Source organism: Rhabdaerophilum sp. (genome assembly GCF_046092605.1).
In the GTDB taxonomy this organism is placed as follows: Bacteria; Pseudomonadota; Alphaproteobacteria; order Rhizobiales; family Beijerinckiaceae; genus Rhabdaerophilum.
On sequence record NZ_JBJTDY010000153.1, the window covers coordinates 1 to 26,970 of the forward strand.

The 26,970-nt window shown below is 61.8% G+C and carries 35 protein-coding genes, 1 tRNA gene and 1 pseudogene; 17 read left to right on the top strand and 20 right to left on the bottom strand.

The annotated features are described in order from the left end of the window. The first annotated feature begins 1 nt into the window (after position 1). A complete protein-coding gene (locus tag ACKODO_RS11765; RefSeq protein WP_408983625.1) occupies positions 2-238 on the top strand; it encodes an Lrp/AsnC family transcriptional regulator in 237 nt (78 codons plus the stop codon). A 114-nt stretch (positions 239-352) separates the two neighbouring features. Continuing rightward, positions 353-910, top strand: coding sequence for a hypothetical protein (locus tag ACKODO_RS11770; RefSeq protein WP_408983626.1), 558 nt, complete (start codon positions 353-355; stop codon positions 908-910). Between the two features lie 179 nt (positions 911-1,089). Here the strand turns inward: ACKODO_RS11770 and ACKODO_RS11775 are convergent, their stop codons facing one another. The 6 genes from ACKODO_RS11775 to ACKODO_RS11800 form a co-directional block, all read right to left on the bottom strand. Then, positions 1,090-1,371 (bottom strand): type II toxin-antitoxin system RelE family toxin, encoded by a 282-nt coding sequence (locus ACKODO_RS11775; RefSeq protein ID WP_408983627.1) that lies wholly within the window; start codon positions 1,369-1,371, stop codon positions 1,090-1,092. After that, positions 1,361-1,609 carry a type II toxin-antitoxin system Phd/YefM family antitoxin gene (locus ACKODO_RS11780; protein ID WP_408983628.1) on the bottom strand — a complete coding sequence of 83 codons (249 nt, stop codon included), beginning with the start codon at positions 1,607-1,609 and terminating at the stop codon, positions 1,361-1,363. Before ACKODO_RS11780 ends, ACKODO_RS11775 begins: the two co-directional genes overlap by 11 nt. Before the next feature lie 62 nt (positions 1,610-1,671). Continuing rightward, on the bottom strand, positions 1,672-3,645 hold the full coding sequence (gene thrS, locus ACKODO_RS11785) for a threonine--tRNA ligase (protein WP_408983629.1): 1,974 nt from the start codon (positions 3,643-3,645) through the stop codon (positions 1,672-1,674). Positions 3,646-3,781: 136 nt separating this feature from the next. Further along, positions 3,782-4,717 (bottom strand): phosphatase PAP2 family protein, encoded by a 936-nt coding sequence (locus ACKODO_RS11790; RefSeq protein ID WP_408983630.1) that lies wholly within the window; start codon positions 4,715-4,717, stop codon positions 3,782-3,784. Between the two features lie 58 nt (positions 4,718-4,775). Then, positions 4,776-5,069, bottom strand: a complete 294-nt coding sequence (gene yidD, locus ACKODO_RS11795) for a membrane protein insertion efficiency factor YidD (RefSeq protein WP_408983631.1) — start codon at positions 5,067-5,069, stop codon at positions 4,776-4,778. 1 nt (position 5,070) lies between these two features. After that, entirely contained in the window at positions 5,071-5,523 is a 453-nt protein-coding gene (locus ACKODO_RS11800; protein ID WP_408983632.1) for an iron-sulfur cluster assembly scaffold protein, read from the bottom strand. Between the two features lie 158 nt (positions 5,524-5,681). Between ACKODO_RS11800 and folE the strand changes: the two genes are divergently transcribed. The 3 genes from folE to hisI are packed head-to-tail and all read left to right on the top strand — an operon-like array spanning position 5,682 to position 7,170. Further along, a complete protein-coding gene (folE, locus tag ACKODO_RS11805; RefSeq protein ID WP_408983633.1) occupies positions 5,682-6,311 on the top strand; it encodes a GTP cyclohydrolase I FolE in 630 nt (209 codons plus the stop codon). An 8-nt stretch (positions 6,312-6,319) separates the two neighbouring features. Next, a complete protein-coding gene (locus ACKODO_RS11810; protein WP_408983634.1) occupies positions 6,320-6,715 on the top strand; it encodes a GFA family protein in 396 nt (131 codons plus the stop codon). 32 nt (positions 6,716-6,747) lie between these two features. Further along, entirely contained in the window at positions 6,748-7,170 is a 423-nt protein-coding gene (gene hisI, locus ACKODO_RS11815) for a phosphoribosyl-AMP cyclohydrolase (RefSeq protein WP_408983635.1), read from the top strand. A gap of 57 nt (positions 7,171-7,227) precedes the next feature. Here hisI and ACKODO_RS11820 read toward each other — a convergent pair whose 3' ends face one another. Continuing rightward, on the bottom strand, positions 7,228-7,659 hold the full coding sequence (locus ACKODO_RS11820) for a CBS domain-containing protein (RefSeq protein ID WP_408983636.1): 432 nt from the start codon (positions 7,657-7,659) through the stop codon (positions 7,228-7,230). A gap of 387 nt (positions 7,660-8,046) precedes the next feature. Between ACKODO_RS11820 and ACKODO_RS11825 the strand changes: the two genes are divergently transcribed. The 3 genes from ACKODO_RS11825 (at position 8,047) to ACKODO_RS11835 (ending at position 10,485) form a co-directional block, all read left to right on the top strand. Continuing rightward, positions 8,047-8,736, top strand: coding sequence for a PAS domain-containing protein (locus ACKODO_RS11825; RefSeq protein WP_408983637.1), 690 nt, complete (start codon positions 8,047-8,049; stop codon positions 8,734-8,736). 191 nt (positions 8,737-8,927) lie between these two features. Then, positions 8,928-9,485, top strand: coding sequence for a PilZ domain-containing protein (locus ACKODO_RS11830; RefSeq protein WP_408983638.1), 558 nt, complete (start codon positions 8,928-8,930; stop codon positions 9,483-9,485). A 400-nt stretch (positions 9,486-9,885) separates the two neighbouring features. Beyond that, positions 9,886-10,485 (top strand): transglutaminase-like cysteine peptidase, encoded by a 600-nt coding sequence (locus ACKODO_RS11835; RefSeq protein ID WP_408983639.1) that lies wholly within the window; start codon positions 9,886-9,888, stop codon positions 10,483-10,485. 166 nt (positions 10,486-10,651) lie between these two features. Here the strand turns inward: ACKODO_RS11835 and ACKODO_RS11840 are convergent, their stop codons facing one another. Both ACKODO_RS11840 and ACKODO_RS11845 read right to left on the bottom strand, forming a co-directional pair. Next, positions 10,652-11,182, bottom strand: a complete 531-nt coding sequence (locus ACKODO_RS11840) for a gamma carbonic anhydrase family protein (protein ID WP_408983640.1) — start codon at positions 11,180-11,182, stop codon at positions 10,652-10,654. Positions 11,183-11,231: 49 nt separating this feature from the next. Further along, positions 11,232-11,570, bottom strand: coding sequence for a DUF6949 family protein (locus ACKODO_RS11845; RefSeq protein WP_408983641.1), 339 nt, complete (start codon positions 11,568-11,570; stop codon positions 11,232-11,234). Between the two features lie 167 nt (positions 11,571-11,737). Here ACKODO_RS11845 and ACKODO_RS11850 point away from each other — a divergent pair, with 167 nt between their 5' ends. Next, positions 11,738-12,400: a hypothetical protein gene (locus tag ACKODO_RS11850; RefSeq protein ID WP_408983642.1), complete on the top strand. Its 663-nt coding sequence runs from the start codon at positions 11,738-11,740 to the stop codon at positions 12,398-12,400. Positions 12,401-12,406: 6 nt separating this feature from the next. Here the strand turns inward: ACKODO_RS11850 and ACKODO_RS11855 are convergent, their stop codons facing one another. The 3 genes from ACKODO_RS11855 to ACKODO_RS11865 all read right to left on the bottom strand — a co-directional run bounded on the left by ACKODO_RS11855 (position 12,407) and on the right by ACKODO_RS11865 (position 14,448). After that, the gene (locus ACKODO_RS11855) at positions 12,407-12,619 is read right to left on the bottom strand and encodes a DUF3126 family protein (protein ID WP_408983643.1); all 213 of its coding nucleotides are present in this window, start codon (positions 12,617-12,619) and stop codon (positions 12,407-12,409) included. Between the two features lie 128 nt (positions 12,620-12,747). Next, positions 12,748-13,572, bottom strand: coding sequence for a serine O-acetyltransferase (gene cysE, locus ACKODO_RS11860; protein WP_408983644.1), 825 nt, complete (start codon positions 13,570-13,572; stop codon positions 12,748-12,750). A gap of 102 nt (positions 13,573-13,674) precedes the next feature. Beyond that, entirely contained in the window at positions 13,675-14,448 is a 774-nt protein-coding gene (locus tag ACKODO_RS11865) for an alpha/beta fold hydrolase (RefSeq protein ID WP_408983645.1), read from the bottom strand. A gap of 146 nt (positions 14,449-14,594) precedes the next feature. On the opposite strand from ACKODO_RS11865, the gene ACKODO_RS11870 reads away from it, so the two are divergent. The 6 genes and pseudogenes from ACKODO_RS11870 to ACKODO_RS11895 all read left to right on the top strand — a co-directional run. Beyond that, positions 14,595-14,843: a zinc-finger domain-containing protein gene (locus tag ACKODO_RS11870; protein ID WP_408983646.1), complete on the top strand. Its 249-nt coding sequence runs from the start codon at positions 14,595-14,597 to the stop codon at positions 14,841-14,843. Positions 14,844-14,859: 16 nt separating this feature from the next. Continuing rightward, positions 14,860-16,083 (top strand): FAD-dependent monooxygenase, encoded by a 1,224-nt coding sequence (locus tag ACKODO_RS11875; protein WP_408983647.1) that lies wholly within the window; start codon positions 14,860-14,862, stop codon positions 16,081-16,083. Between the two features lie 93 nt (positions 16,084-16,176). Continuing rightward, a complete protein-coding gene (locus ACKODO_RS11880) occupies positions 16,177-16,587 on the top strand; it encodes a PilZ domain-containing protein (RefSeq protein ID WP_408983648.1) in 411 nt (136 codons plus the stop codon). Positions 16,588-16,613: 26 nt separating this feature from the next. Next, the gene (locus tag ACKODO_RS11885) at positions 16,614-16,886 is read left to right on the top strand and encodes a hypothetical protein (RefSeq protein WP_408983649.1); all 273 of its coding nucleotides are present in this window, start codon (positions 16,614-16,616) and stop codon (positions 16,884-16,886) included. 344 nt (positions 16,887-17,230) lie between these two features. Further along, positions 17,231-17,316: transfer RNA gene (locus ACKODO_RS11890), tRNA-Leu, on the top strand. Positions 17,317-17,429: 113 nt separating this feature from the next. After that, positions 17,430-17,747: pseudogene (locus ACKODO_RS11895) on the top strand (transposase); the annotation flags it as partial. Here the strand turns inward: ACKODO_RS11895 and ACKODO_RS11900 are convergent. Continuing rightward, a complete protein-coding gene (locus ACKODO_RS11900; RefSeq protein ID WP_408983659.1) occupies positions 17,671-17,892 on the bottom strand; it encodes a hypothetical protein in 222 nt (73 codons plus the stop codon). The pseudogene ACKODO_RS11895 and the gene ACKODO_RS11900 sit on opposite strands and share 77 nt — an antisense overlap. Before the next feature lie 252 nt (positions 17,893-18,144). Next, positions 18,145-18,555 carry a hypothetical protein gene (locus ACKODO_RS11905; protein ID WP_408983650.1) on the bottom strand — a complete coding sequence of 137 codons (411 nt, stop codon included), beginning with the start codon at positions 18,553-18,555 and terminating at the stop codon, positions 18,145-18,147. Between the two features lie 141 nt (positions 18,556-18,696). Between ACKODO_RS11905 and ACKODO_RS11910 the strand changes: the two genes are divergently transcribed. Both ACKODO_RS11910 and ACKODO_RS11915 read left to right on the top strand, forming a co-directional pair. After that, a complete protein-coding gene (locus ACKODO_RS11910) occupies positions 18,697-18,975 on the top strand; it encodes a hypothetical protein (RefSeq protein WP_408983651.1) in 279 nt (92 codons plus the stop codon). A gap of 56 nt (positions 18,976-19,031) precedes the next feature. After that, positions 19,032-19,790, top strand: a complete 759-nt coding sequence (locus tag ACKODO_RS11915; RefSeq protein WP_408983652.1) for an META domain-containing protein — start codon at positions 19,032-19,034, stop codon at positions 19,788-19,790. Positions 19,791-20,037: 247 nt separating this feature from the next. Here ACKODO_RS11915 and ACKODO_RS11920 read toward each other — a convergent pair whose 3' ends face one another. From ACKODO_RS11920 to ACKODO_RS11945, 6 genes are all read right to left on the bottom strand, one after another. Then, on the bottom strand, positions 20,038-21,078 hold the full coding sequence (locus tag ACKODO_RS11920) for an AI-2E family transporter (protein WP_408983653.1): 1,041 nt from the start codon (positions 21,076-21,078) through the stop codon (positions 20,038-20,040). A gap of 151 nt (positions 21,079-21,229) precedes the next feature. Next, positions 21,230-22,297 carry a patatin-like phospholipase family protein gene (locus ACKODO_RS11925; protein ID WP_408983654.1) on the bottom strand — a complete coding sequence of 356 codons (1,068 nt, stop codon included), beginning with the start codon at positions 22,295-22,297 and terminating at the stop codon, positions 21,230-21,232. Positions 22,298-22,320: 23 nt separating this feature from the next. Next, on the bottom strand, positions 22,321-24,018 hold the full coding sequence (locus ACKODO_RS11930; protein ID WP_408983655.1) for a hypothetical protein: 1,698 nt from the start codon (positions 24,016-24,018) through the stop codon (positions 22,321-22,323). 63 nt (positions 24,019-24,081) lie between these two features. Then, entirely contained in the window at positions 24,082-24,591 is a 510-nt protein-coding gene (locus ACKODO_RS11935) for a DUF1269 domain-containing protein (RefSeq protein ID WP_408983656.1), read from the bottom strand. A 169-nt stretch (positions 24,592-24,760) separates the two neighbouring features. Then, the gene (locus tag ACKODO_RS11940; protein ID WP_408983657.1) at positions 24,761-25,273 is read right to left on the bottom strand and encodes a hypothetical protein; all 513 of its coding nucleotides are present in this window, start codon (positions 25,271-25,273) and stop codon (positions 24,761-24,763) included. A 133-nt stretch (positions 25,274-25,406) separates the two neighbouring features. Continuing rightward, positions 25,407-26,966 (bottom strand): AbgT family transporter, encoded by a 1,560-nt coding sequence (locus ACKODO_RS11945; protein WP_408983658.1) that lies wholly within the window; start codon positions 26,964-26,966, stop codon positions 25,407-25,409. Positions 26,967-26,970 lie beyond the last annotated feature (4 nt).

Below are 26,970 nucleotides of genomic sequence, written 5' to 3' on the forward strand. Positions count from 1 at the left end.
AATGCAGACATTTTTTGTGCAGATCAAATGCAGGCTCGGCAAGACCTACGAGGTCGCGACCGCCCTCGCCGATGCCGAAATCGCTTCCGAAATCTATTCCACGGCCGGCAATTACGACATTCTCGCGAAGTTCCACCTCGATGATGCGAATGATATCGGCCATTTCGTCGCCAACAAGGTGCAGGTGATCCCCGGAATCCAGGACACGCAAACGGTGATTACGTTCAAAGCGTTTTGAGGCTAGGCGGCAGGCGGTGGGCTTTTACAAAGCGTTTTGACCGATTTCAGTGGTCGTGTCCCGACAACACGTTCGAACATCGACAGCTCCGACGGACCCGGCTAGCGTACGACTATGCTTTACATTGTTGGCGGCTGTAGCCGTAGCGGCAAATCCACCCTCGCTGAGCACATCCGTAAAGAGCGCGGCATACCCTGGTTTTCTCTCGATGCGCTGAGGATGGGGCTCGTAAAAGGGGCTCCCGGTCTTGAAATCAAAGACGACACGAGTGACCTCGTTGCAGCGGAAAAGCTCTGGCCTATCGTGAAGGGAGTACTGGAGCAAATACTCTACGATAGGCGCGACTACTTGGTCGAAGGTGTGAACCTCCAGCCAAAAAAGCTTGCAGACTTCAAGAAAGAGAACCGTCAAATCACAGCGTGTTTTCTCGGGTATCCCGACATGGACCTCCAAAAAAAGCTGGAAAATGTCAGGGACTACCCCGAATCAGCCAACAATTGGCTGAAAGATCAAGACGACGACTTTGTGCGCCAGCACCTCGAGCGCAGTCGCGACCTCAGCAGATTATGGCGGAACGAATGCCGAGAGGTCGGCTTGCCGTTTTTTGACACCGGCCCGAACTTTGAAACCGGTCTGAGAGATGCCGAAGCCTGCTTGTTTCAAGGGGCGTGATGTCGGCACTGGATGGCGAATCCAGAAATAACCCTAACGCCCCGCACATCGCGCACGACTCCTTCCGTCATTGCGAGGAGGCCAAAGGCCGACTCGGCAATCCAGTCTTGCGTAGAAAAGAAGTCTGGATTGCTTCGTCGCTTCGCTTCTCGCAATGACGGTTAACCTCCGGGAACACTTCACCGCCCCTCCACCGCGCGATACACCGCATCCTTGTCGCGCTTGCCCACGGCAATCACGATGACAAGCACCTCAGCATCCCGCACCTCGTAGACCAGCCGCCAGCCCGCCGCGCGCAGCTTGATTTTGTAGCGGTTGGTGCTGCCGGAAAGGCGTGACGCGGGCACATGCGGATTATGAAGCCGTTCGGCCAGCTTAGACTTGAATTGCGCGCGGGTTTGTTCGTCGAGCTTCTTCCATTCCTTCAGCGCCGAGGCGAGGAAGGCCAACTCATAGGTCATCCAGCGAAACCTTGATCACGGCTTCGCCTTTGCGCGCCTCGGCGATGGCATTCAGTTCGGCATCTTCGAGGCGTTCGATCATGGCCTCGTAAGCCTCTGCAGGAACGCAATAAAAGGCCGGCGCGTTGCGGTTGAGGATGGCCACAGCCGCGCCCTCTCCGGCGGCGACCGTTCCCATGGGGTCACGCTTCAGTTCGGTGACGCTGGCCGCGACACGTGCCAGAACAGCATTGGGCATGGACACCTCCAGGTGCGATCCAGAGTGCTTTTTATAGCACCTTTGATCGCATCTTTAAAGGCTCACTGCCGCTGATCGGGCGGAACCGCTTCAGCCTCCAGTGCGGCGAGCGCCTCGGCGAGGGATTTCGTCTCCTGCGCCTGGCTGCCGAGCCGGCGGATGGTGACGGTCTTCTCCTCCGCCTCGCGTTTTCCAACCGCGAAGATCACCGGCACCTTGGCGAGCGAATGCTCGCGCACCTTGTAGCTGATCTTCTCGTTGCGGAGGTCCGCGTGGGCGCGCAAACCGGCCGCGACACAGGCCTCCACCACCGCTTCAGCGTAGGAATCGGCTTCCGAGGTGATCGGGCAGACCACGATCTGCTCCGGCGCGAGCCAGAGCGGGAAATGCCCGCCATAATTCTCGATGAGAATGCCGAGGAAGCGCTCCATCGAGCCGCAAATCGCGCGATGCACCATCACGGGCTGCTTCTTCTCGCCATCCGCGCCAATATAGAAGGCGCCGAACCGCTCCGGCAGGTTGAAATCCACCTGCGTGGTGCCGCATTGCCAGTCGCGCCCGATGGCATCGCGCAGGGTGTATTCGAATTTCGGGCCGTAGAAGGCACCCTCGCCGGGGTTGATGCCGGTGCGGATTTTCCCGCCGCTCTCGCGCTCGATCTTCGCGAGCACGCGGGTCATGATGTCCTCGGCGCGATCCCACGCCTCATCCGAGCCGACGCGCTTTTCGGGCCGCGTCGAGAGCTTCACCACGAGGCTGTCGAAGCCGAAATGGCGATAGACCGAGAGCATCAACTCGTTGATCTTCAGGCACTCGGCCTCAAGCTGCTCCTCGGTGCAGAAGATATGCGCATCATCCTGCGTGAAGCCGCGCACCCTCATCAGCCCGTGGAGCGCGCCGGAGGGCTCATAGCGATGCACCAGGCCGAATTCGGCTAGCCGGATCGGCAAGTCGCGATAGGATTTCAGCCCGTGCTTGAAGAGCTGCACATGGCCGGGGCAGTTCATCGGCTTCAGCGCGAAAACCTTCTGGTCGGCCTCCGGGTCGTTCGGGTTCATGAAGGCATGGGCGGATTTCACCGCGAACATGTTCTCCTGATACCAGCCCCAATGGCCCGAGGTCTCCCAGAGCGATTTGTCGAGCACCTGCGGGGCGTTCACCTCCTCGTAATCGCGCCTGAGGCGGCGGCGCATGTAGGAAATGAGCTGCTGGAACATCGTCCAGCCCTTGGAATGCCAGAAGACCGTGCCCGGCCCCTCATCCTGGAAATGGAAGAGATCCATTTCGCGGCCCAAGCGGCGATGGTCGCGTTTCTCCGCCTCCTCGAGCCGGTGGAGATAGGCGTCGAGTTCCTCCTGCCTCGCGAAGGCGGTGCCGTAGATGCGGGTGAGCATCGGATTGTTGCTGTCGCCCCGCCAATAGGCCCCGGCGACCTTCATCAGCTTGAAGGCCGTGCCGACCTTGCCGACGGAAGTCATGTGCGGACCACGGCAGAGGTCGATCCACTGGCCCTGGGCATACATTTTCAGGTCTTCGCCCGGCGGAATGGCATCCACCAGTTCCACCTTGAAGGCCTCGCCCTTGGCGCGGAAGAAATCCTTCGCCTGCTCGCGACTCCAGAATTCCCTGGTGAAGGCGGCATCGCGCGCGATGATCTCGCGCATCTTCTTCTCGATGGCCGGGAAATCCTCGGGCGTAAAGGGCGTATCGCGCGCGAAATCATAGTAGAAGCCGTTCTCGATCACCGGGCCGATGGTCACCTGCGTGCCGGGCCAGAGTTCCTGCACCGCCTCGGCGAGCACATGCGCGCAATCGTGGCGGATGAGTTCGAGGCTGCGCGGGTCCTCGCGCGTGAGGAACTCGATCCGGGCATCGCTCGCGATCGGGTCCGCGAGATCGCACACCGCGCCATCAAGCGCCATCGCGACCGTGCGCTTCAGGAGCGAGGGGGAAATCCCGCCTGCGATCTCCTTGCCGGTGATGCCGAGGGGGAACTGGCGCTGCGCGCCGTCTGGAAAAGTTACGGTGATCGTCATCATCATTTCTCCTGCCCACTCCCGCCAACAATCGCGGGTAGGCCTTTGGGTGATGGGTGGAATCGCGGCGCCACCCTGTCGCGGGCCCTTCGATTAACGCATCCGGGCCGAAAGGGGAATCCCCGCCCCGGCCAGATCAGCCGGCCCGGGCGAGGCGGTTGATGCCGATGAAACAGAGGATCGCGAGGGCCGCACCGGCGATCAGGTCCACGAAGTAATGCCCGCCCATGGTGGGCGTAAGAAAGATCATGGCGAGACTCGGGGGCACCATCAGCAGGGCGAAGCGCAGGGAATGCATCGAGAACAGGATCGCCGCCACCCCGATCAGCGTGTGATGCGACGGGAAGGTCACCGTGCCATGCGCCACATCCATCAGCGAGATCGGCTCGGAATTGCGCATCGCCGCATAGACCTTGGCGTAATTCGCATCGACCGCGGAATTCAGGTAGCGCGCGAATTCATCGGAGATGCCGTGATGCGCGAAAACGGATGCCGCGGGCATGAGCGAGCCGATCGCCACCGTGAAAACGCCGGAAACCACGATGAAGCCGACAATCCGCTCGAGCCGCGCAAGGTCCTTCCGCACCATCGCATGCACAATCAGCAGCAGCGGCGCCAGAAAATACCAATAGGCATAGATAAAGATGCCATAAGTGCGGATCACATGCTGCTCCGCGCTCCAGCGGGCGAAAGCCGGCCAATCGAGGCCGAGCGCCGCATCCCAGCGCGCGAAGGTCGCATCGAAGAGCGGCATCTCAAGGCTTGCGGCATGGAAGGTGAGAATGTTCACCGCCGCGGCATAGGCCGGCAGGATGAGACAGGCGACCACCGAGCGGACGATCAGCGGATCGCGTCGCACGGTCGAGTAGATCACCACCAGAGCGACGAAGAGAAGGTTGACCATCCCCACGGCCAGCACGCCGTTCCAGCCCAGAAGCTGGCCGATCCAGTCCGTCTTGTGCAGGCTGTTCCAGAGGAAAGTGACCACGACAGTGGCAATGCCCAGCGTCAGCGTAAACAGGACGAGCCGCCTTTGGGGTGTCGCGCAGGCCGGATTATCCGTCGAAATCATGGAGAGTGTGGTGGCAGAGAAGCCTTAAGCCTTTCTGAGCATGACAGTTCCCGCCCCATCAGGAGGGCACGTTGGTGCGCCGCCACAGACCATAGCGCCAAGGCCGATACCAGCGCGCAGCCGGCGGAATCTCCTCGCAGACGAAATCGAGGCCCGATGTTCCCCCCGGCCTGCAGCGGCAGATCCGCGCGAAACCCATCCAGCCGCCAGGCCAGATGCCATGACGCTCCACTGCCTCGATCATGTATTCCGAACAGGAGGGCATGTGCCGGCAGGTGCGGCCCACGAAGGCGGAAAGCGTGTAGCGGTAGAGATGGACCGGCGCGAGAAAGAGGTGGCGGGCGAGGCGCACGTCACTCCGCCGCCCGTTGGGACGCCCTTTTCGCCTCGATCTGCTGGATCGCGTCCACAACGGCATCGAAGGCAAGCATGGTCGAGGCGTGGCGCGCCTTGAAATCGCGCACGGGCTCGAGCACGCGCAAATCTTCCCACTTGCCCGCGGGCGGCGCGCCATTTTCCTTGAGCATGCGCCGCAGGGTATCGCGCATCTCGCGCAATTCGCCGGCGGTGGAGCCCACGACGTTCCGCGCCATGATGGAGGAGGAAGCCTGCCCCAAAGCGCAGGCCTGCACCTCCTGCGCGAAATCCGTGACGACATCGCCCTCCATCGCGAGGTCGACCGTCACGGTCGAGCCGCAAAGCCTGGAATGCGCGGTGGCGCTCGCATGGGGATGCGCGAGACGACCCTGACGGGGAATGTCAGCCGCCAGTTCCAGGATACGCCGGTTATAGACATCGTCGAGCATCGCGCTGAGCCTCGTAAACCTGACGAAAGATAGGCGGCTCCAACATTCATTTCCATCGGCTGGGTCACAGAGCGTCGAAAAATAAATCCACCGGCAGGAGGCATCCGCCGCGCCGGTCCTGGCGTAGGAAGAAGGCAACAGAAAAAGGAGAAGGCCCCATGGACGCCGTGGTTAAGCCCTTGCGACCCAAATCCGAACCTCGCACCGTCATGCGGCCCAGCCGGGCCGAGGCGGAGGCCGCCGTGCGCACGCTGATCGCCTGGGCGGGGGATGACCCCAGCCGCGAGGGCCTTCTCGAAACGCCGAAACGCGTCGTGAAAGCCTATGAGGAACTCTTCGAAGGCTACCGGATGGACCCTTCCGAGGCGCTCGCGAAGATCTTCCGCGAGGTCGAGGGCTATGACGATCTCGTGCTGGTGCGGGACATTCCTTTCCACTCGCATTGCGAGCACCACATGGTGCCGTTCTACGGGCATGCGCATATCGCTTATTATCCGTCGGATGGCGTGGTGGGCCTCTCGAAGCTTGCCCGCGTGGTCGAGACCTTCGCCCGTCGTCTGCAGACGCAGGAGACCATGACCGCCGAGATCACGCAGTCGATCCAGGAAGCGCTGCATCCGCGCGGCATCGCGGTCGTGATCGAGGCCGAGCATATGTGCATGACCATGCGCGGCATCCAGAAGCCGGGCGCCTCCACCACGACCTGCCAGTTTACGGGCGTCTTCCGGGATGACCCTAACGAGCAGGTGCGTTTCTTCACGCTGCTGAACAGCGGCAAGCGGGGCTAAGGCCCCGCATGGCGAAGCGCAAGGTCTTCACGGGCGGGTGCCTCTGCGGGAACATCAGGTTCCGCGCGGACGGCGCGCCCATCTGGCCGCATTTCTGCTCCTGCACGATGTGCCAGAAATGGACTGGTGCGCCCGTGGTCGGCTGGGTCGATTTCCCGCTTTCCGGCCTCACCTGGACCCAGGGCGCTCCGAAGCTCGTGCGCACCACCCCGAAAACGCAGCGCGGCTTCTGCCCGGATTGCGGCTCCGGCCTCTTCGCGCTGGATGATGGCGCAGAGAACATTTGCCTCACCATCGGCATCATCGACCAGAAGAACAGCCTCGTGCCGGAATCGCATTCCTACCGGGGAAAGGCGCCGAAATGGCTCTGCGTCGAGGTTCCGGGGAAGAAGCCCGGCGCTTGACGCTTCAGACCCAAGGCCGCAAGAAAAACCTCATGTGGACCCCCTCGACCCCTTTCGCGCCGCCCGGAACCAAGCTGCAGCTTGAGGAAGGCAGCGAATTCACGCCGAAATTCAACGTCGACGGCCTCGTGACGGTCATTACGGTGGATCACGCCTCCGGCGAGGTGCTGATGCTCGCGCATATGAATGCCGAGGCACTGGCGCGCACCGTTTCCACCGGCGATGCCTGGTATTTCTCGCGTTCCCGGAACACGCTCTGGCGCAAGGGCGAGACGAGCGGGAACACGCAGTGGGTTGTCGAGATGCGGGTGGATTGCGATCAGGACGCGATCCTCATCCGCGTCGAGCAGCAGGGCCCGGCCTGCCACACCGACCGGCGCTCCTGTTTCTACCGCGTGGTGGAACAGGGCACGGAAGGCCCTGTTCTGCGCATGGTTTCTCAGCCCGAGATTTAACGGCGCAACGCGCTGAGCACCCCCGGCGCGCGCACCGGGCCCGGAACATCGCCCGCCTCAATTGGCGGCGATGTAATCGCGCAGCGATCGGCTCTCGTTCTCGAGCTGCGCGAGGCGATATTTCACAACATCGCCAATCGAGATCATGCCATCGAGACGGCCATCCTTGAGCACCGGCAAATGGCGGAACTTGCCGGCGGTCATGATCTCCATCACTTCCTGCAGCGCCATGGCGACCGTGCAGGTGACGACCTTGCGCGTCATGTGCTGGCTGACGGGATGGTTCAGCGCCTCCGCGCCATGCTGAGCCAGGGCGCGCACGATATCCCGCTCGGAGAGGATGCCCGCCACGGAGCCGCCCTCACCGCCGATCACCACCGCACCGATCCGATACTCGGCCAGAAGACGGCTCGCCTCGCGCAACGTCTGATCCGCCCGCGCGGTGATGACGGCATGGCCCTTGCCGTCCAGAAGTCGTCCGACACTCATGGCTTTCCTCCTGTGGTTGAAGCGATCGGCAGGCCGACGCCCGTTCTGAACCATCGTTTTGAAGGAAGTTTTCCGCAAATGCGGTGTCAGCGCAATGGGGTCGGGCAGCCATGCGAGGGATCGGCACCGGAAAGGGTCGCGCAAAAGAAAACACCGCGCCGGAGCGGGGCGCGGTGATGAAACCTTCGGAGCGATCGCACGGTCGCACAGGGCCCGGTCCCGATCAAGCGGCCTTCAATCTTAACCTTACCTTTGCAAAGCGTTAACCGTGGTCGCCCGGTAACCAATTTGCGGCACGCCAATCGCAGTCCCTGCCCTGTCGGCCCTCCGAAGCGCTGCCAAGCGTCGCAGGCCGGCACGGATTTGAACCAGACAGGGACAGACGCCATGCGACATGACAGCATCCGCGCACTCTATCGTACCTGGCTTGCGCTTGCCGCGGGCCGGGTTGCGCCCGCGCGATCGGAGATCGATCCGAAGACGATCACCAGTGAAATCGGCGATCTCTTCATTCTCGATGGCGATACGGAGAATTTCGCGTTCCGGCTGGCGGGCTCGCGGCTGGTCCATGCCCTGGGCCGCGATGTGACCGGCAGTGGCTACCTCTCCATTTTCGAAACTTCCTCGCTCGCGACCGCGAACGAAATGCTCGACCAGGCGACGCAGGAAGGCGAACCCGTGCTGTTCAGCCTGCGCGATGCAAGCCTCGGCCTGCCACGTCCGGCTCCGGCACCTGCCCCGTTCGAGCGCCTGCTGCGCCGGCCAGAGAACGCTCCACCCGCGCAGGAACGTCGCCGCGCCTTCGAAGGGCATGGCGAGATGATTCTCCTGCCGCTGACGCATCGTGGCAGGCTGGGTGCGCGCATGATGGGTATCATTGCGCTTTTCGAGCCGCCGCAATTGCCCCGCAAGCACCCGATCGAGCTGTCGATCACCGGCACGCGCCTGCTCGGCCGGCAATCGCAGCTGCGGGCGCCAATCGGCCCCGTCCTCGGCCCCGTCCCCGGCGCGCGCAGCGGCGAAGTGCTGGCGCGCCATGGCCATCTTGCGATTCTGCGCGGCGGCAAGGCAGAATAGGCTGAAAGCAACGTGTGGCGTCCAAAGCTGCCCTTTGGGTTAATCTTTCGTTCTTGGCTTTCGGGCAAAACTATCCTGCATCCTCCAGCAGGTCCACCCTCATGCTTTCCAATGCGCTTTCCGCAAACAGCCCGCACGGGTCTCGGCTTCAGCTTTTTCGCTTGAGCAACGAAAGGCGGGAACCGCTGCGCGTGAAGATCGAGATCGGCGGGCGCTTCATGCTGGAGGATCGCAGCGAACATGGCGGAACCGCCATCGATGCGAGCATCAAGGCGCTTGGAATCCGCTCCGATGCGGTTGTTCGGATCGGCGAGCGCGTGGTTGGATATTTCGACACGATCGGCCGCATCGAGGGCACCGTCGAGCGCCTTGCGCAGGACGGCTTCGTTGTGGAACTCGCCACCACCCTGCGCAAGCGCGACAAGCTCGCCGCCCAGCTCATCTGGCTCGCCAACCGCGATCAGCTCGGCCTTCCGGAAGATCGCCGCCACGATCGTATCGTGCCGCGCGATCCCCGCATCATGGTGCGCAACCTGTCCAATGGTCTGGCGCCCACGATCGCGGGTCATGTCATCGATGTTTCACTCAGCGGCGCCCGTGTCTCGGTGTCTGGCGAATTCCAGAAGGGCGATGACCTGATGCTCGGAACCACGCCGGCACGTGTCGTCCGTGTGTTCGATGGTGGCGTCGCGGTGGAATTCCGCGCGCCGGTCCCCGAGAAGATGTTCTCGCCCGCGATAAGGCTCTGAGCCGACAGGCCAGCAGCGTGATTTTTCGAGGTCATGGGTTCCCCCCCCCCCCGGCTTTTTCATGGGCGAGACCGGACCAGTCGGCGCGGTTCCGGCTGAAAGCCTTGCGGCGGAATTCGGGCCTTTCGGCATCAGCCTTTCCAGCCCGCTAAACGGCAGGGTAAAGCAAGGTTAACGCGGAAAGCGGCGATTTGAGGCAATCCTCGCCCCGCCGGCACCAGACCTCCTCAAAATCAAGGACTTGCATGATGAATGATTTGCGCGGAGCCTGTTCCGGGCGGCATTGAGGCTTCGTCAAGCTTGACGACGCCTTACCGCGATCCCCTCGATTCTCACTCTCAAATCCGCGCAATTTCAAAGAGCTGCATGGGAACGTCCCCTCGACGGAATGGAGGGGTCCATGAAAACAATCATCGTCAGTGTCCTGCTCGCCATGGGTGCCGGCAGCCTCGCCGGAGAACCGGCTCGTGCGCAAGCCAATGTGGCGCTGGGCGCGCCCACCTCGCCGCCGATCGGCTGGGTGCAATTCTGCCAGGACAATGCCGGCGAATGCGTGAGCCGAACGATGGCGCCTGCCACGATCACGCTCACCGAGACGAGCTGGCGGCGGATCGTGAAGATCAATGCCGATGTGAACAAGGAGATCCACGCGATCACCGATCAGGAGCATTGGGGGGCGCCGGAGGTCTGGTCCTACCCGATCGATGGCAAGGGCGATTGCGAGGATTACGTGCTCGAGAAGCGTCGCCGCCTCGTGGAGGCCGGCTTCCCGCTCAACGCGCTGCTGATCACGGTCGTCCGTGATCTCAAGGGCGACGGTCATGCGGTGCTGACCGTCAAGACCGATCGCGGTGATTTCGTGCTCGACAATCAGGTCGGAAAGATCGTGGCGTGGAAGGAAACGGGCTACCGGTTCATCAAGCGCCAATCGGATGAAAACCCCATGCGCTGGGTTTCGCTCGGCGGGATCGATACACGCACGGTCGCCGCGCAGCGCTGAATGCGGCCCTTGCTGCCGGCTCAGGGCCCGCGGAACGAGACGTGAATTCGCCTTCGCGAAGGTCGGTCAGGTCCCCACCCCTCCGTCCCCAGGTGATCGCCTTCGTGGAACGGGCCGGTTGCATCGCAAGGTGCAGCCGGCCCACCTCTTTTTCAGCCCGGGCTGATCAGCCCATCCGTTTCATGCCCGCGGCATGGCGCTGCCAGTTCTTCACATAGCCCGCCGCCGAGCCCTTGAGCTTCGCCTGCGCCGCCTCATCAAGCATGCGCACGGCCCGCGCCGGCGAGCCGACGATGAGAGAACCTGGCGGAAATTCCTTGCCTTCCGTCACCAGTGCGCCGGCACCGACCAAGCTGCCCGCGCCGATCTTCGCGCCGTTGAGCACGATCGCTCCCATCCCGATCAGCACATGGTCGCCGAGAATGCAGCCATGGAGGATCGCGCCATGGCCGATGGTGCAGCCAACGCCAATCTCGATCGGGAAGCCCATATCCGTGTGGAGAACCGCCCGCTCCTGGATGTTGGTGTCGCGACCGATCCGGATAAGCTCGTTGTCGCCGCGCAGCACCGCCCCGAACCAGATTCCGACCCCTTCCGAGAGGGCAACCTTGCCGATGAGATGGGCATCCGGTGCGACCCAGTATTGCCCCTCGGCCGGGGTTTGGGGTGCGACACCATCGAGTTCATAGAGCGGCATTCGGGCCTCCCGGGTTGGCCGACGGCCGCGCCGCCTCCCCGCAGGGAGATCAGCCCATGAAGCCGTGCAGCAGATTCATCAACTGATAGCCGATCACCATGCTCCAGAGCGAGGCCAAAGCCGTGGCAATGGCCACGAAATGCACCTGCCGACGCTCATATTTCCGGCCACGCAGGGTGTTGCGCATGATGACCGCCGGGCCCGCCGCCGCAAGCAGCGGAATGGCGGCCACGGTGGCACCTCCCCCGGTCAGCAGCAGTTCGAACCGCACATGCTCATGCCGCAGTGCACGATAGATTGCCGCAATCAACCCCGCGAAAGCAAAGCCAAGGGCAATCGCAAGGAACGCGTCGAATTGGGTCTGGGACAAGAGGGGTTCGCTTCCCATGGCTACAAACCTCCCGGGGTTACGCCGGACTGATCGGTTGGCTTCGCGGAGCACGAGGCCTCTCCGCCCCGCCTTGCGAATTCCGTGCGAGGAGATTTAGCGCCAAATCGGCGCAGGCGAACCGGAATCTTTACCTTTGGTTAACCATGCCGGGGTGAGATCATCCCATGCTGGCACGATGGCTTCTCGCGACGGGACTGCTGGGCCTGGCGGTTGCCGCCAACGCCGCCCTGCTTCTGCGCGCGCCCACGCCAACCGGCCCGCCCACAGGCGAGGTGACGATCGACCTTGCGGGACTGCCGCTCTCCGCAAGCCGCGCGCTCATCGCCGAACCCGCACAGCGGGCCGGAGGCCGCCTGACAAGGCTCGACCTGCAGGTGGATCGGGTCAACTATCAGCCCGTGCCGCTCGGGCTTGGGCGCAAGACTGGCGAGCCGGCTCCGGAAACCCTGCATATCGTGCTGAGCAATCCCGGCCCGAAGGCACCGCCTGCCGATCATCTCCAGCAGGTCTTTGCGCGCTTCCTCTCACCCGAAACCGTTCAGGCCAAAGGCGGGCTGGTGATGCGGCGATTCCGGGCGGGAACGCCCTATGAGGACCGGGAGCTTTACATCGGGGCGGGGGCGCTCGGCGGCAGCGGCGGCCGGCTCTTCATCGCGCTTTGCCCCAAGGCGAACATCCAGGATGTGGAACCCTGCATCGTGCGGCTGCGACAGGACGGGGTGGAGGCAGAAATGCGATTTCCCGCCCGCGCGCTGCCCGAATGGCGGCGCATGGGCACCGAAACGCTGCAACTCATCCGCCGCATGCGCGGGCTGGAGGAAGGCTGAGCAGCTTCAGTCCTCCAGGTCCACATCAAGGATCGCCATTTCGAAGAAATAGGAGGTGTCGCCATCCTCCTTGTCCTCGGTCAGCACGCCGATGAACTCGTCGCCCATATAGACCTCGGCGGAATCCTTCTTCTTCGGGCGCGCGACCACGCGAATCGCCGCATTCGAGAATTGCCGGCGCAGATAGGTTTCAAGCTTTGTAAGAACCGCCTTATCCATCGCCGTCACTCCGTGAAATGCGTCCTGCCCGCGCGGGATTCGCGCGTCCCGTTCCGCTTGCCATGCCCGACGAGGCCCGGCAAGCCGCAATCGTCGCGGCTTGAGGATCGGGCGCGCGACCCGGTGCCTCAACCAGCGGACAGGATGAGCTGATCCATGGCGCGGGCCGGTTCGGCGCAGCCCGCCTCGCCGATCACGCGGGCCGGCACCCCCGCCACCGTGGTGCAGGGCGGCACCGCTTTCAGCACCACCGAACCGGCGGCAACGCGCGCGCAATGGCCGATCTCGATATTGCCGAGAATGCTCGCACCCGCGCCGATCAGCACACCATGGCGCACCTTCGGGTGGCGGTCACCATCCTCCTTGCCCGTGCCGCCGAGCGTCACGCCCTGCAGGATCGAGACATTGTCCTCCAGCGCGGCCGTCTCGCCCACAACGATGCCGGTGGCGTGATCGAAGAAGATGCCCTTCCCGAAGGGTGCGGCCGGATGGATATCCGTCTGGAACATCGCCGAGGACAGGCTCTGGAGGTAGAGCGCGAAATCGCGCCGCCCGGTCTTCCAGAGCCAATGCGCGAGGCGATGGGTCTGGATCGCCTGGAAGCCCTTGAAATACATCACCGGCTGAAGCACCCTGTCACAGGCCGGGTCGCGGTCCATCACCGCACCGATATCCGCGCGCAGGATCTCGCGATAGGCCGGATTGGCTTCGAGGAATTCGGCAAAGGCCTGCCGGATCAGCGTCGCGGGGAGATCCGCATGGTGAAGGCGCTCGGCGATGCGATGCGCGACCGCCGCCTCGATGCCCGGCTGCTGGAGGATTGTCGCAAGCATCAGGCCGGCCAGCGAGGGCTCGGCGCCGCGCACGGCCTCCGCCTCGGCCCGGAGCTTCGACCAGACGGGATCAACCTGCGAGACCGCATTGCGGCGTTCGGCGGAAGTTCCGGGCCCCATAGGCGATCCTCCGGTTGAAACAGAACAAGACGACAATTTTCAAATTTAGGGTCAGGCGACAAGAATTGCGACCCCTGCCGCGATCAAATCAGCGCGAAGGCTTCACAGCGCGCCGCGTTCGCTGTCAAAAAACGCAAGCACGGCAGCGCGATGGGTCTTGTCGCCGACGGCGAGATTGTGGTCGCGCCCCACGATGTCGAAGGCCCGCGCCTCGGGCATCACGGCCGCAAGCGGCTGTGGCGGGCCGGCGATGGCATCATTCGTGCCCACACAGATGATGGTCGGCACGCGGATGCTCGCGGCCTCCTCCCGCGTCAGCGCCTGCCGCGAGCCACGGATACAGGCTGCCAGCGCGGCGAGATCGCCCCTGTTCGCTTCCGCGAAGAGGCGGAACATGCGCCGGGTGGGATCGGTGATCGTCGATTTGTCTTCCACTTCAAGCGCTTCCGCAATACCCAGCGGCAGGCCCACGCCTTCGATGAGATGCAGGCCCAGCCCGCCGAGCGCCAGCGCGCGCACCCGCTCGGGATGCCGCAGGGCAAGGAAAGCCGAGATGCGCGCGCCCATCGAATAGCCCTGCACGAAAGCGCGGCCGATGCCGAGATGATCGAGCAGGGCCACGGCATCGCCTGCCATGAGGTTCGTGTCATAGGCCGCAGGGTCATGCGGCTTGTCGGAAGCGCCATGGCCGCGATTCTCGATCGCAACGACACGATAGCCCGCCGCGGCATAGGTCTTGATCCAGGCCGGGCCTTCCCAGTTCGTGGCGATGGACGAGGCAAAGCCGTGAATCAGCAGCACGGGCATTCCGTGCCCGCCATCGAAGCGGTCGAGATAAGCGAGGTTCAGGCCATCGTGATGAAAGTACTTCAGCATGGTGGGGGCCTATCGCGCTCCCCTTTCGCTGGCAAGGGGAAGCCTTGCGGCCAATCGGGAACGGTGGCGCCAACCAATCGCGGACTTGGAGGATGCGATCGAAGCAGCTAGCATATTAGCTCAACCCCAATCGTCAGGAGCCATCCGTGGCCGCAACGTCCATACCGCATTTCCGAAACGATGCCGGCCTGCCGGTCATTCGCGTGGCGGCGAAGGAATTCATGTGCATCGGCGCGAAGCCGCCCTTCGACCATCCGCATATCTTCCTCGACATGGGTTCGGAAACCGAGATCGTCTGCCCCTATTGCTCCACGCTCTTCCGATATGATGGCTCCCTCAGCCACGCCATTTGCGCGCCGCCCGATGCCCTCTGGCACGATTCCAGGGCCGCCTGAGGAGGCTTAGCCGGCCATGCCGGAAGACCAACCCGCCCCCGAGGCCTCGCGCCACGCCCTGATTGTCGGCGCCGGCATCGGTGGACTTGCGACCGCCCTGTTTCTGGTGCGTGCGGGATGGCGGGTGACCCTGGCCGAGCGCGAGGCCGCGCTCCATGAGGTCGGCGCCGGCCTTCAGCTCTCGCCCAATGCCACACGCCTGCTTGCCCGGCTTGGCATGATGGCGGATTTCACCGATCTCGCCGTGCGCCCGCAGGAAATGGTGGTGCGCCGGCATGATGGCCAGGTTCTGGCCCGCCCCGTTCTGGGCAAGCAGGCCGAGCAGCGCTTCGGCGCGCCCTTCCTCGTCATTCATCGCGGCGATCTGCAGAAAGTGTTGCGCCAGCGCGCGGAGAAGGCTCCGGGAATCGAGTTCCGCCTTGGCCATCGCGTCACCGATCTCCGCGAGACCGACAGCGAGGTAACGGGCATTTTCGACACCGCCAGCGGCGAAAAGCAGATCACGGCCGACCTGCTGATCGGCGCCGATGGCCTGTGGTCTCGCGTGCGCCCACTCTCGGGCCTTTCCCAGGCATCGCAGCCGCAGGAAAAAACCGCCTGGCGTGGGCTGATCCCCCGCGAGGCCGCGCCGATCTTCGCGCGCGAGGCGAAGGTCAACCTCTGGCTCGGCCCCAACGCTCATCTCGTGCATTATCCCGTCTCGGGCGGGGAAGCGGTGAATGTGGTCGCCATCATCGACGAGACCTGGCTCGAGGAGGGCTGGAACGCGCCGGGCGATCCGGATGTGCTCTTGCGCCTCTTCACGAATTGGGGGGCGGATGCGCGCGATCTTGTTGCTGCGAGCCCGGGCTGGAATCGCTGGGCGCTGCTCGATCGCGCGCCGGAGAGCCGCTGGTCGCGCGGGCGCATCACGCTCATCGGTGATGCCGCCCATGCCATGCTGCCATTCCTGGCCCAGGGCGCGAGCCAGGCGATCGAGGATGGCGCGAGCCTCGCGGCGCATCTCGGGGCAGCCGGCAGCGGTTCCAGACTCGCGCAGGCCTTGCGGCGTTACGACCGTGCCCGCATCACGCGCACGGCGCGGGTGCAATCCGGCGCGCGCAGCCAGGGACGGATCTTCCACCTCTCCGGGCCGCTCGCCCTCGCCCGCGATATGGCCCTGCGCCTGTTGCCGCGCAATGCCGCACTCGAACGTTTCGCGTGGATCTATGGGCATGATGCGGAAAGCCCAAGAGGCTAGTCCCGCTTTTCGCGCCCTGGTCGGCAGAAAAGCTTAACCGGTTGCATGTATTGAAATTGCGAGGTTTCTCGAGCCACGAGTTTGGCACCGCGCATGCAGCAGAACCGTCACCATCCGCGGATCCGTTCCTTCCTGAAGGGCGAGATCATTCATTCGGCCGGGGCGATCCGCATCGAATGCACGGTGCGCGACCTGTCGCCCGATGGTGCCCGCCTGCAGGTTCCTCGCTCGGTTCCCCTGCCCGATCCCCTGGATCTGAACGTGCTCCAGCGCAACATCCACGAGCGTTGCACGATCACCTGGCGGCATGGGGACGAGGTCGGGGTGCATTTCCTCACGGCCAAGAGACCGGATTCATGGCCGGAACAGCTCCAGCAGCCCATGACCAATGATCGTGCGCTGCAGGTCCGGATGGAACGGGTCGAGGCCGAGATCGCCCATCTGAAACAACAACTCGCCGCGATGCGCTCCATTCTGGAGAGACTGAATTTCGAGAGGGGCTAGAAGGCCCATATCACTGGGAAAAGACCATGGCAGAACTCAAGAACTCAGACCGTCGCTATGAAGCTCGCATGTCCTGCTACATGCGGGGAGAAATCTGGATCAACAACAGTCTGGAAGCGATACCATGCGAGGTGCACGACATTTCCCAAAAAGGCATGCGCCTGACCGGGGGTAACTTCAAGGCCTTGCCGAATGTCTTTACGTTGCGAATTCCTCGCCGGCGTTTCCAGGAGCGAGTAAAGATCGTTCGCCGTTTGCCGCATGGCGGCGTGGGCGTGATCATCCTGTCGGCCCTGTGACAAGGCGGCCGGCATGAGGCCGTCGCCTTGCTTCTAACGTTGCCTTCAAGGCCCGCCTCGGGTAGCCAGCCCTGTTTCGTGCATGGGCCTTGCCTCGCCCGGATTGCGCCCGCGCCGCCCAGGTGCCATCCCCTCGGCCAGGGCAGGAGGACAGCCCACCTCCTTTCCCGGTCATTCCCCTGTTCTTGGCGGAGCAGGAAGAGGCAGGTGACAGAAAATCCTCGTAAAGGCGCGGAATGAGTCAACCGTATCATCGGCTCGGGCCGATACAGGCGTAGAACGTCCCGATAAGCGTGGCTGACATGAGCCGCGGGCCTGTGTAGTGGGACGGAGCGAAGACAAAAGGCCGCTTGCCGAAACTGGTAGACGGAAGGCACTTAAAATGCCTCGGGCAACGCCCGTGTGGGTTCGAGTCCCACAGCGGCCACCATTTGACATTTGAACTGAAGGCGGTGGGTTGGCGCTTCTGCGTCGGCCTCATCGCTGAGGGGGGGCTGAAGCATTTTCCAACCAAGTGGATACCGGTTGGTCGAAGAAAAGGGGATTAACAACGTTGAGAAGGGCGCTATCGTCTCCACCGACGAACTCATGTTGTATGCCTTACTCGAAGGCGACGGCTACAAGCACGGCACGGTGAAGCACGGCGACAAAGAGTGGTCGTATTACGATTATCGCCACGGCGCTACCCATCACACAAACCACGTGGAAAGCTTCTGGAAGCTGTTCTAGGCGTCTGTCCGCTCAACCCACATTCACGTGTCGAGCAAGCCCATGCAGCGGTATCTCAACGAGTTTTCGTTCCGCTCAAACCATCGGAAGATGCAGAACGCGATGTTCGATCTCCTGATTTCCCGGCTGTGATCAGCCGTGACAGGGCTTCGTCAAGCTCTTGACGATCAGCGGGGCCAACGCCTCGCGCTTCCTCTTGAACGATAAATTCTTCAAGGCGACCAGAAACTTGCGCTTCCGCTAAGGATAAGCAGTTGTTTGTCTTGTCAGATTCCATGCTTTATGCTACCACAAAAATGCACAAAGGCCCACCCCCGAATGGACCGGGAGGGGCCTTTGCTCCGCGCCCCTTTTGGAAGGGGGCCGGGATGGTTAGCGGGCTAACGCCCGCGTCACCGTAACAAGAGGACGTGAAAGGCGGGTTCCAGCCACCATTTCACAGAAGAACGCGTAAGCATTCCTCATCCTCGCTTCCTCCAGCGTCTAATCAGCGCTGGTCTGATACACCGGTCGATGGATTTCAGAGCCCTCAGTCAAAAACTGAGGGCTTGTTCTTTTTCAGCTTCCAAACCTTACCCTCTTTTTCGAGGTCGCCGTCCTGCAACAGGCGCGATAGCTGTGGGCTGAATGTAGCTCTGTCGATGACCCGATCCCATTCAGTCTTGAAGAAGTCGATAAGTTCAGATGCCAAAGCCCCTTCAGGGAAGTGCTCTTTAAGGGCAGTTAGAGCAAGCTGCTTGTTGGTCATCCTGGCGTAAGGGTTTTCCTTGTTCACAAACGCCAGATCGGCAGCGCTGCTGCTCTGCTTAGACAGCCCAGCCTTCGCCCCGCGCACTTCACCGAGCTCGGCCTCGACCTCGCGCACCTGCGCACGCAACTGGTCGAGCCTCTGGAGAAGATCGCGTTCGTGACTGTCGAGAATCTGTCGTACTGACGCCATGTCTGGCTTATAGCAGGCCGCTTTTTGAGGCGCAATCAGAAAGACGCAAAAAACTCTAATATCGTGACTCAACTTGTGTCAAGGGGATAATTCCCTTGTCCAGACCATGAAAACGGGCAGTGTTCAGCAGTTTCGTGCCGCGTGCACGCGTTCGGTCTGGTTTATCCGTCGAAGATGTTTTACCTTTCCCATATTGTCATCCCTTCCGCCCCGAACGACGGGCTTTATGGCTTTGCTCCGGATGATCGCTATGATTTTGCCATACGGCTCGGCACATTGGCCTCAAGGGCAGAGATAGGCTCGCTGATCATGACAATCGACACATTGATGTGCGCCAGTTCAAACCTGTTATTCTCCTTCGAAAAGGACAAGATAACTCAGAATATCCCACCTGGTTCGGCCCTGTTGAAAGCCCATTGAGACAAGGATGCTTTCGCGCCAGACCTATCCCTCGCCCATGTTTGCTGGAGAACACCGTGACCAATCCTTTTCCTTCGCGCGCCGCTCTGGCGGGCTTTGTGCAAAAACGGGCAGTTTTTTGGGCCGCGTTTGTTGCGGGATGGGGGCTTGCTCTGGCGAGTGCCCCTGTTCAGGCTCAGCCACAGGGGACTTTGCCCGAAGCGTGGCGCGCCCTGGGGCACGAACCGTCCTGGGTGCTCTCCCGCAACGGCGATGCGATGCTGCTGGAAACCAATTTCGGCGCGGACCGGCTGAGATTTGCAATCCCGGAGGCGGTGAGCATCGATTCCAGTACGGTGCGATATGCCACCACGGCCAATGGCAAATCCCTGATCTGGACCGTGAAGACGGCGATCTGCGTGGACTCGATGAGTGGCATGCCCCGCCCGCAGCAGGTCACCATCCTTCTGGATGGCCAGCGTCTGACTGGCTGTGGCGGAGAGCCGGCAAGCCTGTTGCAGGGTCGCGAATGGATCGTCACGCGTCTCGCAGACCGGCCTGTCCTGCCAACACCAAAGATCACCATGACCTTCGCCAAGGACGGCACCGTCAGCGGCCTTGGATCCTGCAATCGTTTCAATGCAGGGTATCAACTGACCGGGGAAGGAATGACCATCAGCAAGGGCCTGTCCACCATGATGGCGTGCGAGCCCCCTCTCATGGACCAGGAGCGGTTGTTTCTTGATCTGCTTGAGCGCGTTTCGCGGTTCTCGTTCACCCCGGAGGGCCGGCTTGTTCTGCACTCCAACAGCGGGCAGACCATTCTGGCCGAATGAGGCGGTCAATCCGCCCTCAGGCGAAAGAACTTCAATCCGTTGCGTTCCGAGGCGAGAAAATCCGAACGGAAAACCGCGCCATAAGCGGTCTTTCGACGCGGAACAGTTCGGCGAATTCCCGAGAACGGACTCCGATCTGATTGAATCAGATCTTGCGCTCACTCTTCTTGTTTTCGCATCCGCTTTTTCCGCCAACCGGTATCCAGTTGGCGGGCGGATTCCCCAACGCGAGAATGAAGCGGATTCATCACGCCCCTCTCTTCTCGGGCTTCTGGTCCGTCCCTCCCAGCAGACAGGCCAGCCAGCGCGTCCGGTCATGCTGATCGCAGAATGTCAGCACCGCGATGGTGATCGGGACACCGATAAAGGCACCGAACATCCCCCACATGTAGGCCCAGAAGAAAATGGCAAACAAGACCAGGAACGGTGAGATCGACAAAGCGTTGCCCGAAACACGCGGCTCGATATAGCTCCCGACTGCAAACTGGATTAAATTCAGCGCGACGAAGAACAAGGCAGCCGACTGCCAATACTGGAACTCCACAATCGCGATGAGTGTCGGAAGCAGGGTTGCAATCAACGGCCCAAGGAAAGGGATGTAGTTCAAGACAAAAGCAAGAACACCCCATTCCTTGGAAAGGGGCAGACCAACGGCAGAGGCCATCGTGAAGAAAAGCAGCCCGGTGATCGCGCTCATGAAAGTGCGGACCAGCATGTATCGGCGGATCTTGGCCCCTGTCACCATACTCCCCTGAAGCAGCACGCGGCCCAGTTCGGGATTGTCCATCGAGCGCATCTTCCGAGCGATGTTTCCCACTTCCGGCAAACCCAGAAAAACATAGACTAGCACCACGACCCAGAAGCTCATCGTTGTGTTCAGGCGCCCGCTGATGGTCTGGATGAGACTGATGGCGGAGCTGGTATTGAAATGCTCGGTCCATATCGCAGCAACCGCGATCCCATGGCCTTCGAGCCAGACAGTCAATTGGTCATAAACCGACTGAAATCGAGAGACATCGTTGATGATCCAGCGCGCAGTACGGCCGAAGGCCCACAAGGTTATATAACTGAATAGCGCAAATACAATGATCAGGGACACCAGTGAAAACAACAAAGCCAAAGATCTTGGCATGAATGCCTGGAGCGTGTGCTGCACTGGCCAAAGCAGGGCAATGATCAGAAGCGCCAGTGCGAGGGGCGCAAACACACCGCTGGCGACATTCAGTGCCGCGCAGATCACAACAACCGCGATCAGGATCGCGGGCACATTGAAGCGATCAACGCTCATGGAAAACTCCTGCTTCCATTGCTGGAGCGGACTCCGATCTGATCGAATCAGACCGCCCGTTCCAATTTCTTGTTATTTCACGCATTTTCTTCGACCAACCGGTATCCAATGGATCGGAAAATGCTCCAAGGCCGAAGAACAGCGGCTGCTATCAAATGCCCGTGAGCAATTCTTCGAAGTCGATGGTCGTTTCGCGGTGACCGAGGTCGTCGCCATGCTGCTCAAGGAAGAGATCGGCTGTGCGCCTTCCTTCATCACGCAACATGGTCAGGAAAGCCCATTCCGCATTGAGCTTGGAAGAATAGCCCAGGTCATTCATGACGGGGCTTGCAATACGATGCACGCGCATCGCCGCCATGCGCGCGCCTTCACTATCCTCCACGTAGTCCAGCTTGCGCAGCAGGGCCATGGCGCGCAATTCCTTGATCAGCACCGCATTGAAGGAAATCTCATTGAGCCGGCTGATGATGTCACTGGCGGAACGGGGAGTCTCGTCACGGCTGATGGGGTTGATTTGAACAAGAAGCGTATCCTGTGATGCGCATTCGCGGATCAGGGGCGCCATGGTCGGATTGCCGGAATAACCGCCATCCCAGTATTTTTCGCCGTCGATCTCGACAGCCTGGAACATGGAGGGCAAGCAGGCTGATGCCAGCAAAACATCCACGGTCAATTCCGGGTTGCGAAACACACGCCCGCGCCCGGTATGGACATTGGTGGCGGTGACGAAGAGCTTGATCGGCCCCTTCGAAAGGGCTTCGAAATCAATGATCGCGGACAGGATCCCGGCCAAAGGATTGGTGCCCATCGGATTGAGATCATAGGGTGAAAACACCCTTGACATCATATCCGTCGCCAGAAACATCGGCGAACGATCCAACGACCAGCGCCCCATCAGCACGTCCAGCGGGCTGCGCTGGAACGGGCTGAAGCGGGCTCCTTCAGACACCTTGCGCCAGAACGCTTCAAGCGACAGCCGCGCTCCTTCGGCACCGCCCTTCGCGAAACCGGAAGCGAGAACCGCCGCGTTCATCGCACCGGCAGAGGTGCCCGATATGCCCTCAATGATCAGCCAGTCCTCTTCCATCAGCCGGTCGAGCACGCCCCAGCTGAATGCCCCGTGCGATCCACCGCCTTGCAGCGCGAGATCGATCAGCAACGGTTCTCTGGAGCGCGACGTTTTTGGTTTGGTCTTGCTGCCGGTTGATGCCTGAGCCACGGATCCTCTCCTGTTTCGCACACTCAGGAATTTGAGCGTGACTTCACCAACCCCGAAAAGCCTGCAACCGCCAGAAGCGAAAGCACCCAGCCAACGATCGTCTGAAAATAGAAGTAGGCTATCGCCAAGCCGCCCCATTCCTGGTTCTGGTCGGGGCGCCAGAACGATTTTTGGTCAAGTTCCAGGACCTGGAAGAGCGTGTCGAGCGAATACATCCAGACGTTGAAGCGGGGATAGCTGATCGCCTCTTGCTGCTCCCGGAAGCATTCCAGCTGGGATTGTCCCGGCGCGGCGCGGCCGCGGACCAGCTGCTGGCTGGCAGACAGAAACCGTTCCTGTGTTGTGTCAATGCTGCACATCGTCCATTCTGGCGACCGGAGAACGACGGGGCTTGCCGGTTTGAAAGCATGCCTGCTCTCGGCAAAGCCAAAGACGCCAACGCCGACAGCCCAAAAAAACATCAGCCAGATCAGCGCAAGCAGCGGTTGGCGGCCATAGCGCACCGTGAGGCCGAGCGTCGCATCCTTGAGCCACAGAATACTGCGAAAGGCCGGGTTCTTCGCCCTGTCCCGCCGCGCCCGCCGCTGAAGTTGTTCCTTGGCGATCAGAACGGCGCGGGAATCCTCGTCATGCCCCATATTGAGGAAGACATTGGCCAGTTGCTCATAGGGCTGGGGCCAGAAATCCTGTCCCCAGCGCTCCGGGCTCTGCCGGGAGAGCCATTCGATCCGGCTGCGCGCATCGACCGAGCCGCCAATGAAGGCACTGTAAAGGCAGCGGTTAAGCAGGATGTCGCCCGGTCCGGGCCAGCATTCGAGTTCATCATGGAACGCGCCGAGTTTTGCGCCAGTCAGGTCGGCCGTGCCGGTAATGGCGGCCTCCTGACGCAAGAAGAAACCGCCTTCGATCAAGGCTCGCTTGACCTGCAACGCATCATGGCCAGGATTGAAAAGCTTTGCGCCGGTCAGGTCAAAATCGCCATCGACATGCGCGCCGGTCATTCGGACTTCGCCCTGCACGTCGCATGTGCGGAACTGGACACTGCCGAGCACCTCAATGCCTTCCGCATTGATCGCGATGTCCTCTTTGTGCGTGATCTTGCTGGCCGAAGCATTGAAATCCGCACTCAGGCGCGCACCAAAGAGGGAAATGCCGCCTTCCACGGTTGCCCCCCGGAGCAACACGCTGCGCGCCACGAGGGCATCGGCATCGATCACGATTCCATCCGGGAAAATCAGATCGGCGCCGTCGCACCGCAGGCTCGCGCCGAAGCGGCAGCCGGGCATGACGATGGCCCCGTTGACATGCGCGCCGATGAGAGACAGGCCCCCTCGAAGCTCGAGCCCGTCGGCAAGCAGGCCCGGCAGCGCGGAACCGTCGAACTGGACACTGTCGATAATGGCGGCGCTGAGAACAGGTGTATCAGCCAGAACGCAATGCCTGAGCGCAAGCACCATCGGAATGCGGCAACCTTCAAGGTCCAGCGGCCCGATGATCCAGGCCCCCGAGATCTGGACACCCTTTTCGTGGGGGCGATACCCCTCTTCGCCGCCCAGCAGAAGGAAACGCAGGAAGTCAGCCCGGACGATGCGATCCGGCTCGGGATGTTTTGGCCGCCGCCCGTCGCCGATGCGGTCAAAGGCGCCACTGCTGAGGCCACCAATGATGCTGGCCTCGGCAGGATTCAGGGGCTGGAAGTCTTCAAGACAAACGGAGTTCATTGAACCTGCACCCTGCGAATTCTGATTGAATCTCTGGGGCACCCGGTCAGGAACATCCTGAAATCAGGAAAGAGCGGGCTTTTCCGCCGTTTGCGCTGCCAAGGCCTCACGCAGCAGCGCTTCCTTGTTCTCGTCAAAGGACGTGTGCATGACCGTTCCGCCAACCCCCTTCAATTCGGCAAGAACCTTGTCTGCCGTAACCTTGCGGATGAGCAGGAAAAGGCCAGCGGTGCCGGGCGTGAGCGCCTCTGCGCTTTCCTTCATGAACTTGTCGTTGATGCCCACGTCGGTCAGCTTGCCGCTGAGAGCACCGGAGGCAGCGCCGATCGCCGTGCCGACCAGGGGATTGAGGAATATCAATCCGATCAGCGTGCCCCACATCGCACCTGAGGCTGCGCTGAGCGCCGTCAGATTGAGAAGCTGGTTGAGCTTGATGTTGCCGGATTCGTCCTTGACGACGACGACCGCATCACCCAGTTCGATCAGGTATTCGCGCTGAAGTTCAAGGACGCGCTTTCTGACCTCTTCCGCCTTCTGCTCGGTCGGAAAGGCAACGAATACGAGATCGCTCATCATCAACTCCATAGATGACAGGGAAAAGGAACTTTCCCGTTGAGGGCAGTTTCTATCTGGCCGAAGTGGCGCGTGCAATCAGAAAGTCGGTCAGCAGCGGGACCGGACAGCCCGTTGATCCCTTCGCTTCACCAGAGTCAGAACCGGTGCCGGCAATGTCGATATGCGCCTACGGATAGGCCTGGGCGAAGCGGCTGAGGAAAAGGGCGGCGGTGATGGCACCAGCGGGCGGCCCACCCGGATTGCTGATATCCGCAAGATTGGTCTTGAGCTGGCCCATGTCATCATCCCAAAGCGGCAATTGCCCGGCGCGGTCCCCCGTTTCGGTGCCGGAGGTCAAAAGCTCGGAGGCAAGTGCCTGATCATTGGCAAACAAGCCGCTGGCATGGGCACCAAGAGCAATCACACAAGCGCCGGTCAGCGTGGCAATGTCCACCACGCAGGATGGTTTGAAACGTTCGGCATAGGTCAGCGCGTCGCACAGGAGCAGCCGCCCCTCGGCATCCGTATTCAGGATCTCGATGGTCAGGCCCGACATCGAGCGGACAACATCGCCCGGGCGGCTCGCATCGCCGCCCGGCATGTTCTCCGCAGCGGCGATGATGCCGCCCGTATCAAAGGTGATCCCCTTGCCGACCAGAACGACGGGCTGATCCCCGGCTTCGCCCCCCTGATCATGCATCACGACCAGCTAGCACGGGTTGGCCGATGCGCGCCCGACGGACAGGAAAGAGCCCATTCCGAGCTTTTCCATGTCGGTGCGCTCCGGCACATCAACCTCGAAGCCGAGCTCTTTGCCCATCGCATGGCGCGTGTCAGACCCCCCAGGGCAGGCCGAGCGTCTTCCAGATCGCGAACAGCGTCGTCCACGCTACGAACATCCAGATGACATAGGGAAGCATCAGCGCAACCACGGTGCCGACGCCGGCATTCCGGTCGTATCTTTGCATGAAGCCGACGACGAGCGCGAAATAGGCGTTGAGCGGAGTGATGGCGTTCATCGGGGAATCGCCGATGCGGTAGGCCGCCAGCACCGCCTCGGGTTCGACGCCGAGCTTCATCAGCAGCGGCACGAAGACCGGCGCGAAAATAGCCCATTTGGCGATGGCCCCCGTGAGCAGCAGGTCGATGATGGCCACGACAACGATGAAGCCCAGCAGCAGCGGCAGCGCGCCGATATTGGCCGCTTGCAGCACGCCTGCGAGGCTGAGCGCCATCACCGTGCCCATGTTGGTGTAGGTAAAATAGGCTACGAACTGGCTGAGCACGAAGAACAGAAAGATCGTGCCACCGAGGCCCTTGATCGATTTTTCGATGGCGGCGATCACCTCGGGCAGCGTGCGCAGGGTGCCCGCGCCGATGCCATACGTCCAGCCAGTGGTGAGGAACATCAGCATGATCAGTGCGATCAGCCCGTTCATGAAGGGCGAGTTTCCGATCAGTTCGCCCGTGGTCGGGTTGCGAAGGGGCGCGCCGGCCGGCAGCGTCAGCAGCAGAAACACCGCGATAAGCCCCAGAAGGCCGAAACCGGCGAAGCGAAGCCCACGTGATTCCTGCTCGCTGAGCACGGCGCCCTGTTCCGTCGTGGTGCCTTCGGCAGCGGTGGCAGGATCATACTTGCCGAGCCTCGGGCCAATGATGCGATCGGTAATGAAGGCGATGACGGCCGTCAGCAGGATCACCGAGGCGGTCGAGAACCAGATATTGGAAGCCAGGCCGATCTGTCGGGTGGGATCCACGAGGCGTGCAGCGTCGTTGGTGAACTCGACGAGCACGGCATCCAGCGGCTTGATCAGCATGTTGACGGTGAAGGCACCGGCCACCGCCGCGAAGCCGAGCGCGAGCCCTGCCAGAGGATTGCGTCCGACGGCGAGATAGGCAATGCCGGCCAGCGGGATGAGCACCAGATAGCCCGCATCCGCCGCGATGCTGGCGAGAATGCCGACGAAGGCGAGGATGTAGGTCAACGCCCATGCCGGCGAGACGATCACGAGCTTGCGGATCAGCGCGGTGACGAGGCCCGATTCCTCGGCGACACCTGCGCCGATCATGGCCACGATCATCAGGCCGACGGCCGTGAAGCTCATGAAGTTCGGGATCAGCGAGGAATACATGAACCGGATGCCCTCAACATTGAGGAGGCCCCGGATTGCGGTCGATGCCGTCTCGAGCTTGTGGGTCTCGGGGTTGATCTGCTCGAAGGTTACACGTGCGCCGAACAGGCTCAGGATGGTCGACAGCACGATCACGATCGCGATCAGGATGAGAAAGATCACAACCGGATGCGGCACCATGTTGCCAACCTTCTCGACCCAGTCGAGAACGCGCTGCATCGTCGTTTTGGGCGCTGCCGCGCCCTGTTTGGAAGCACTCATCCGT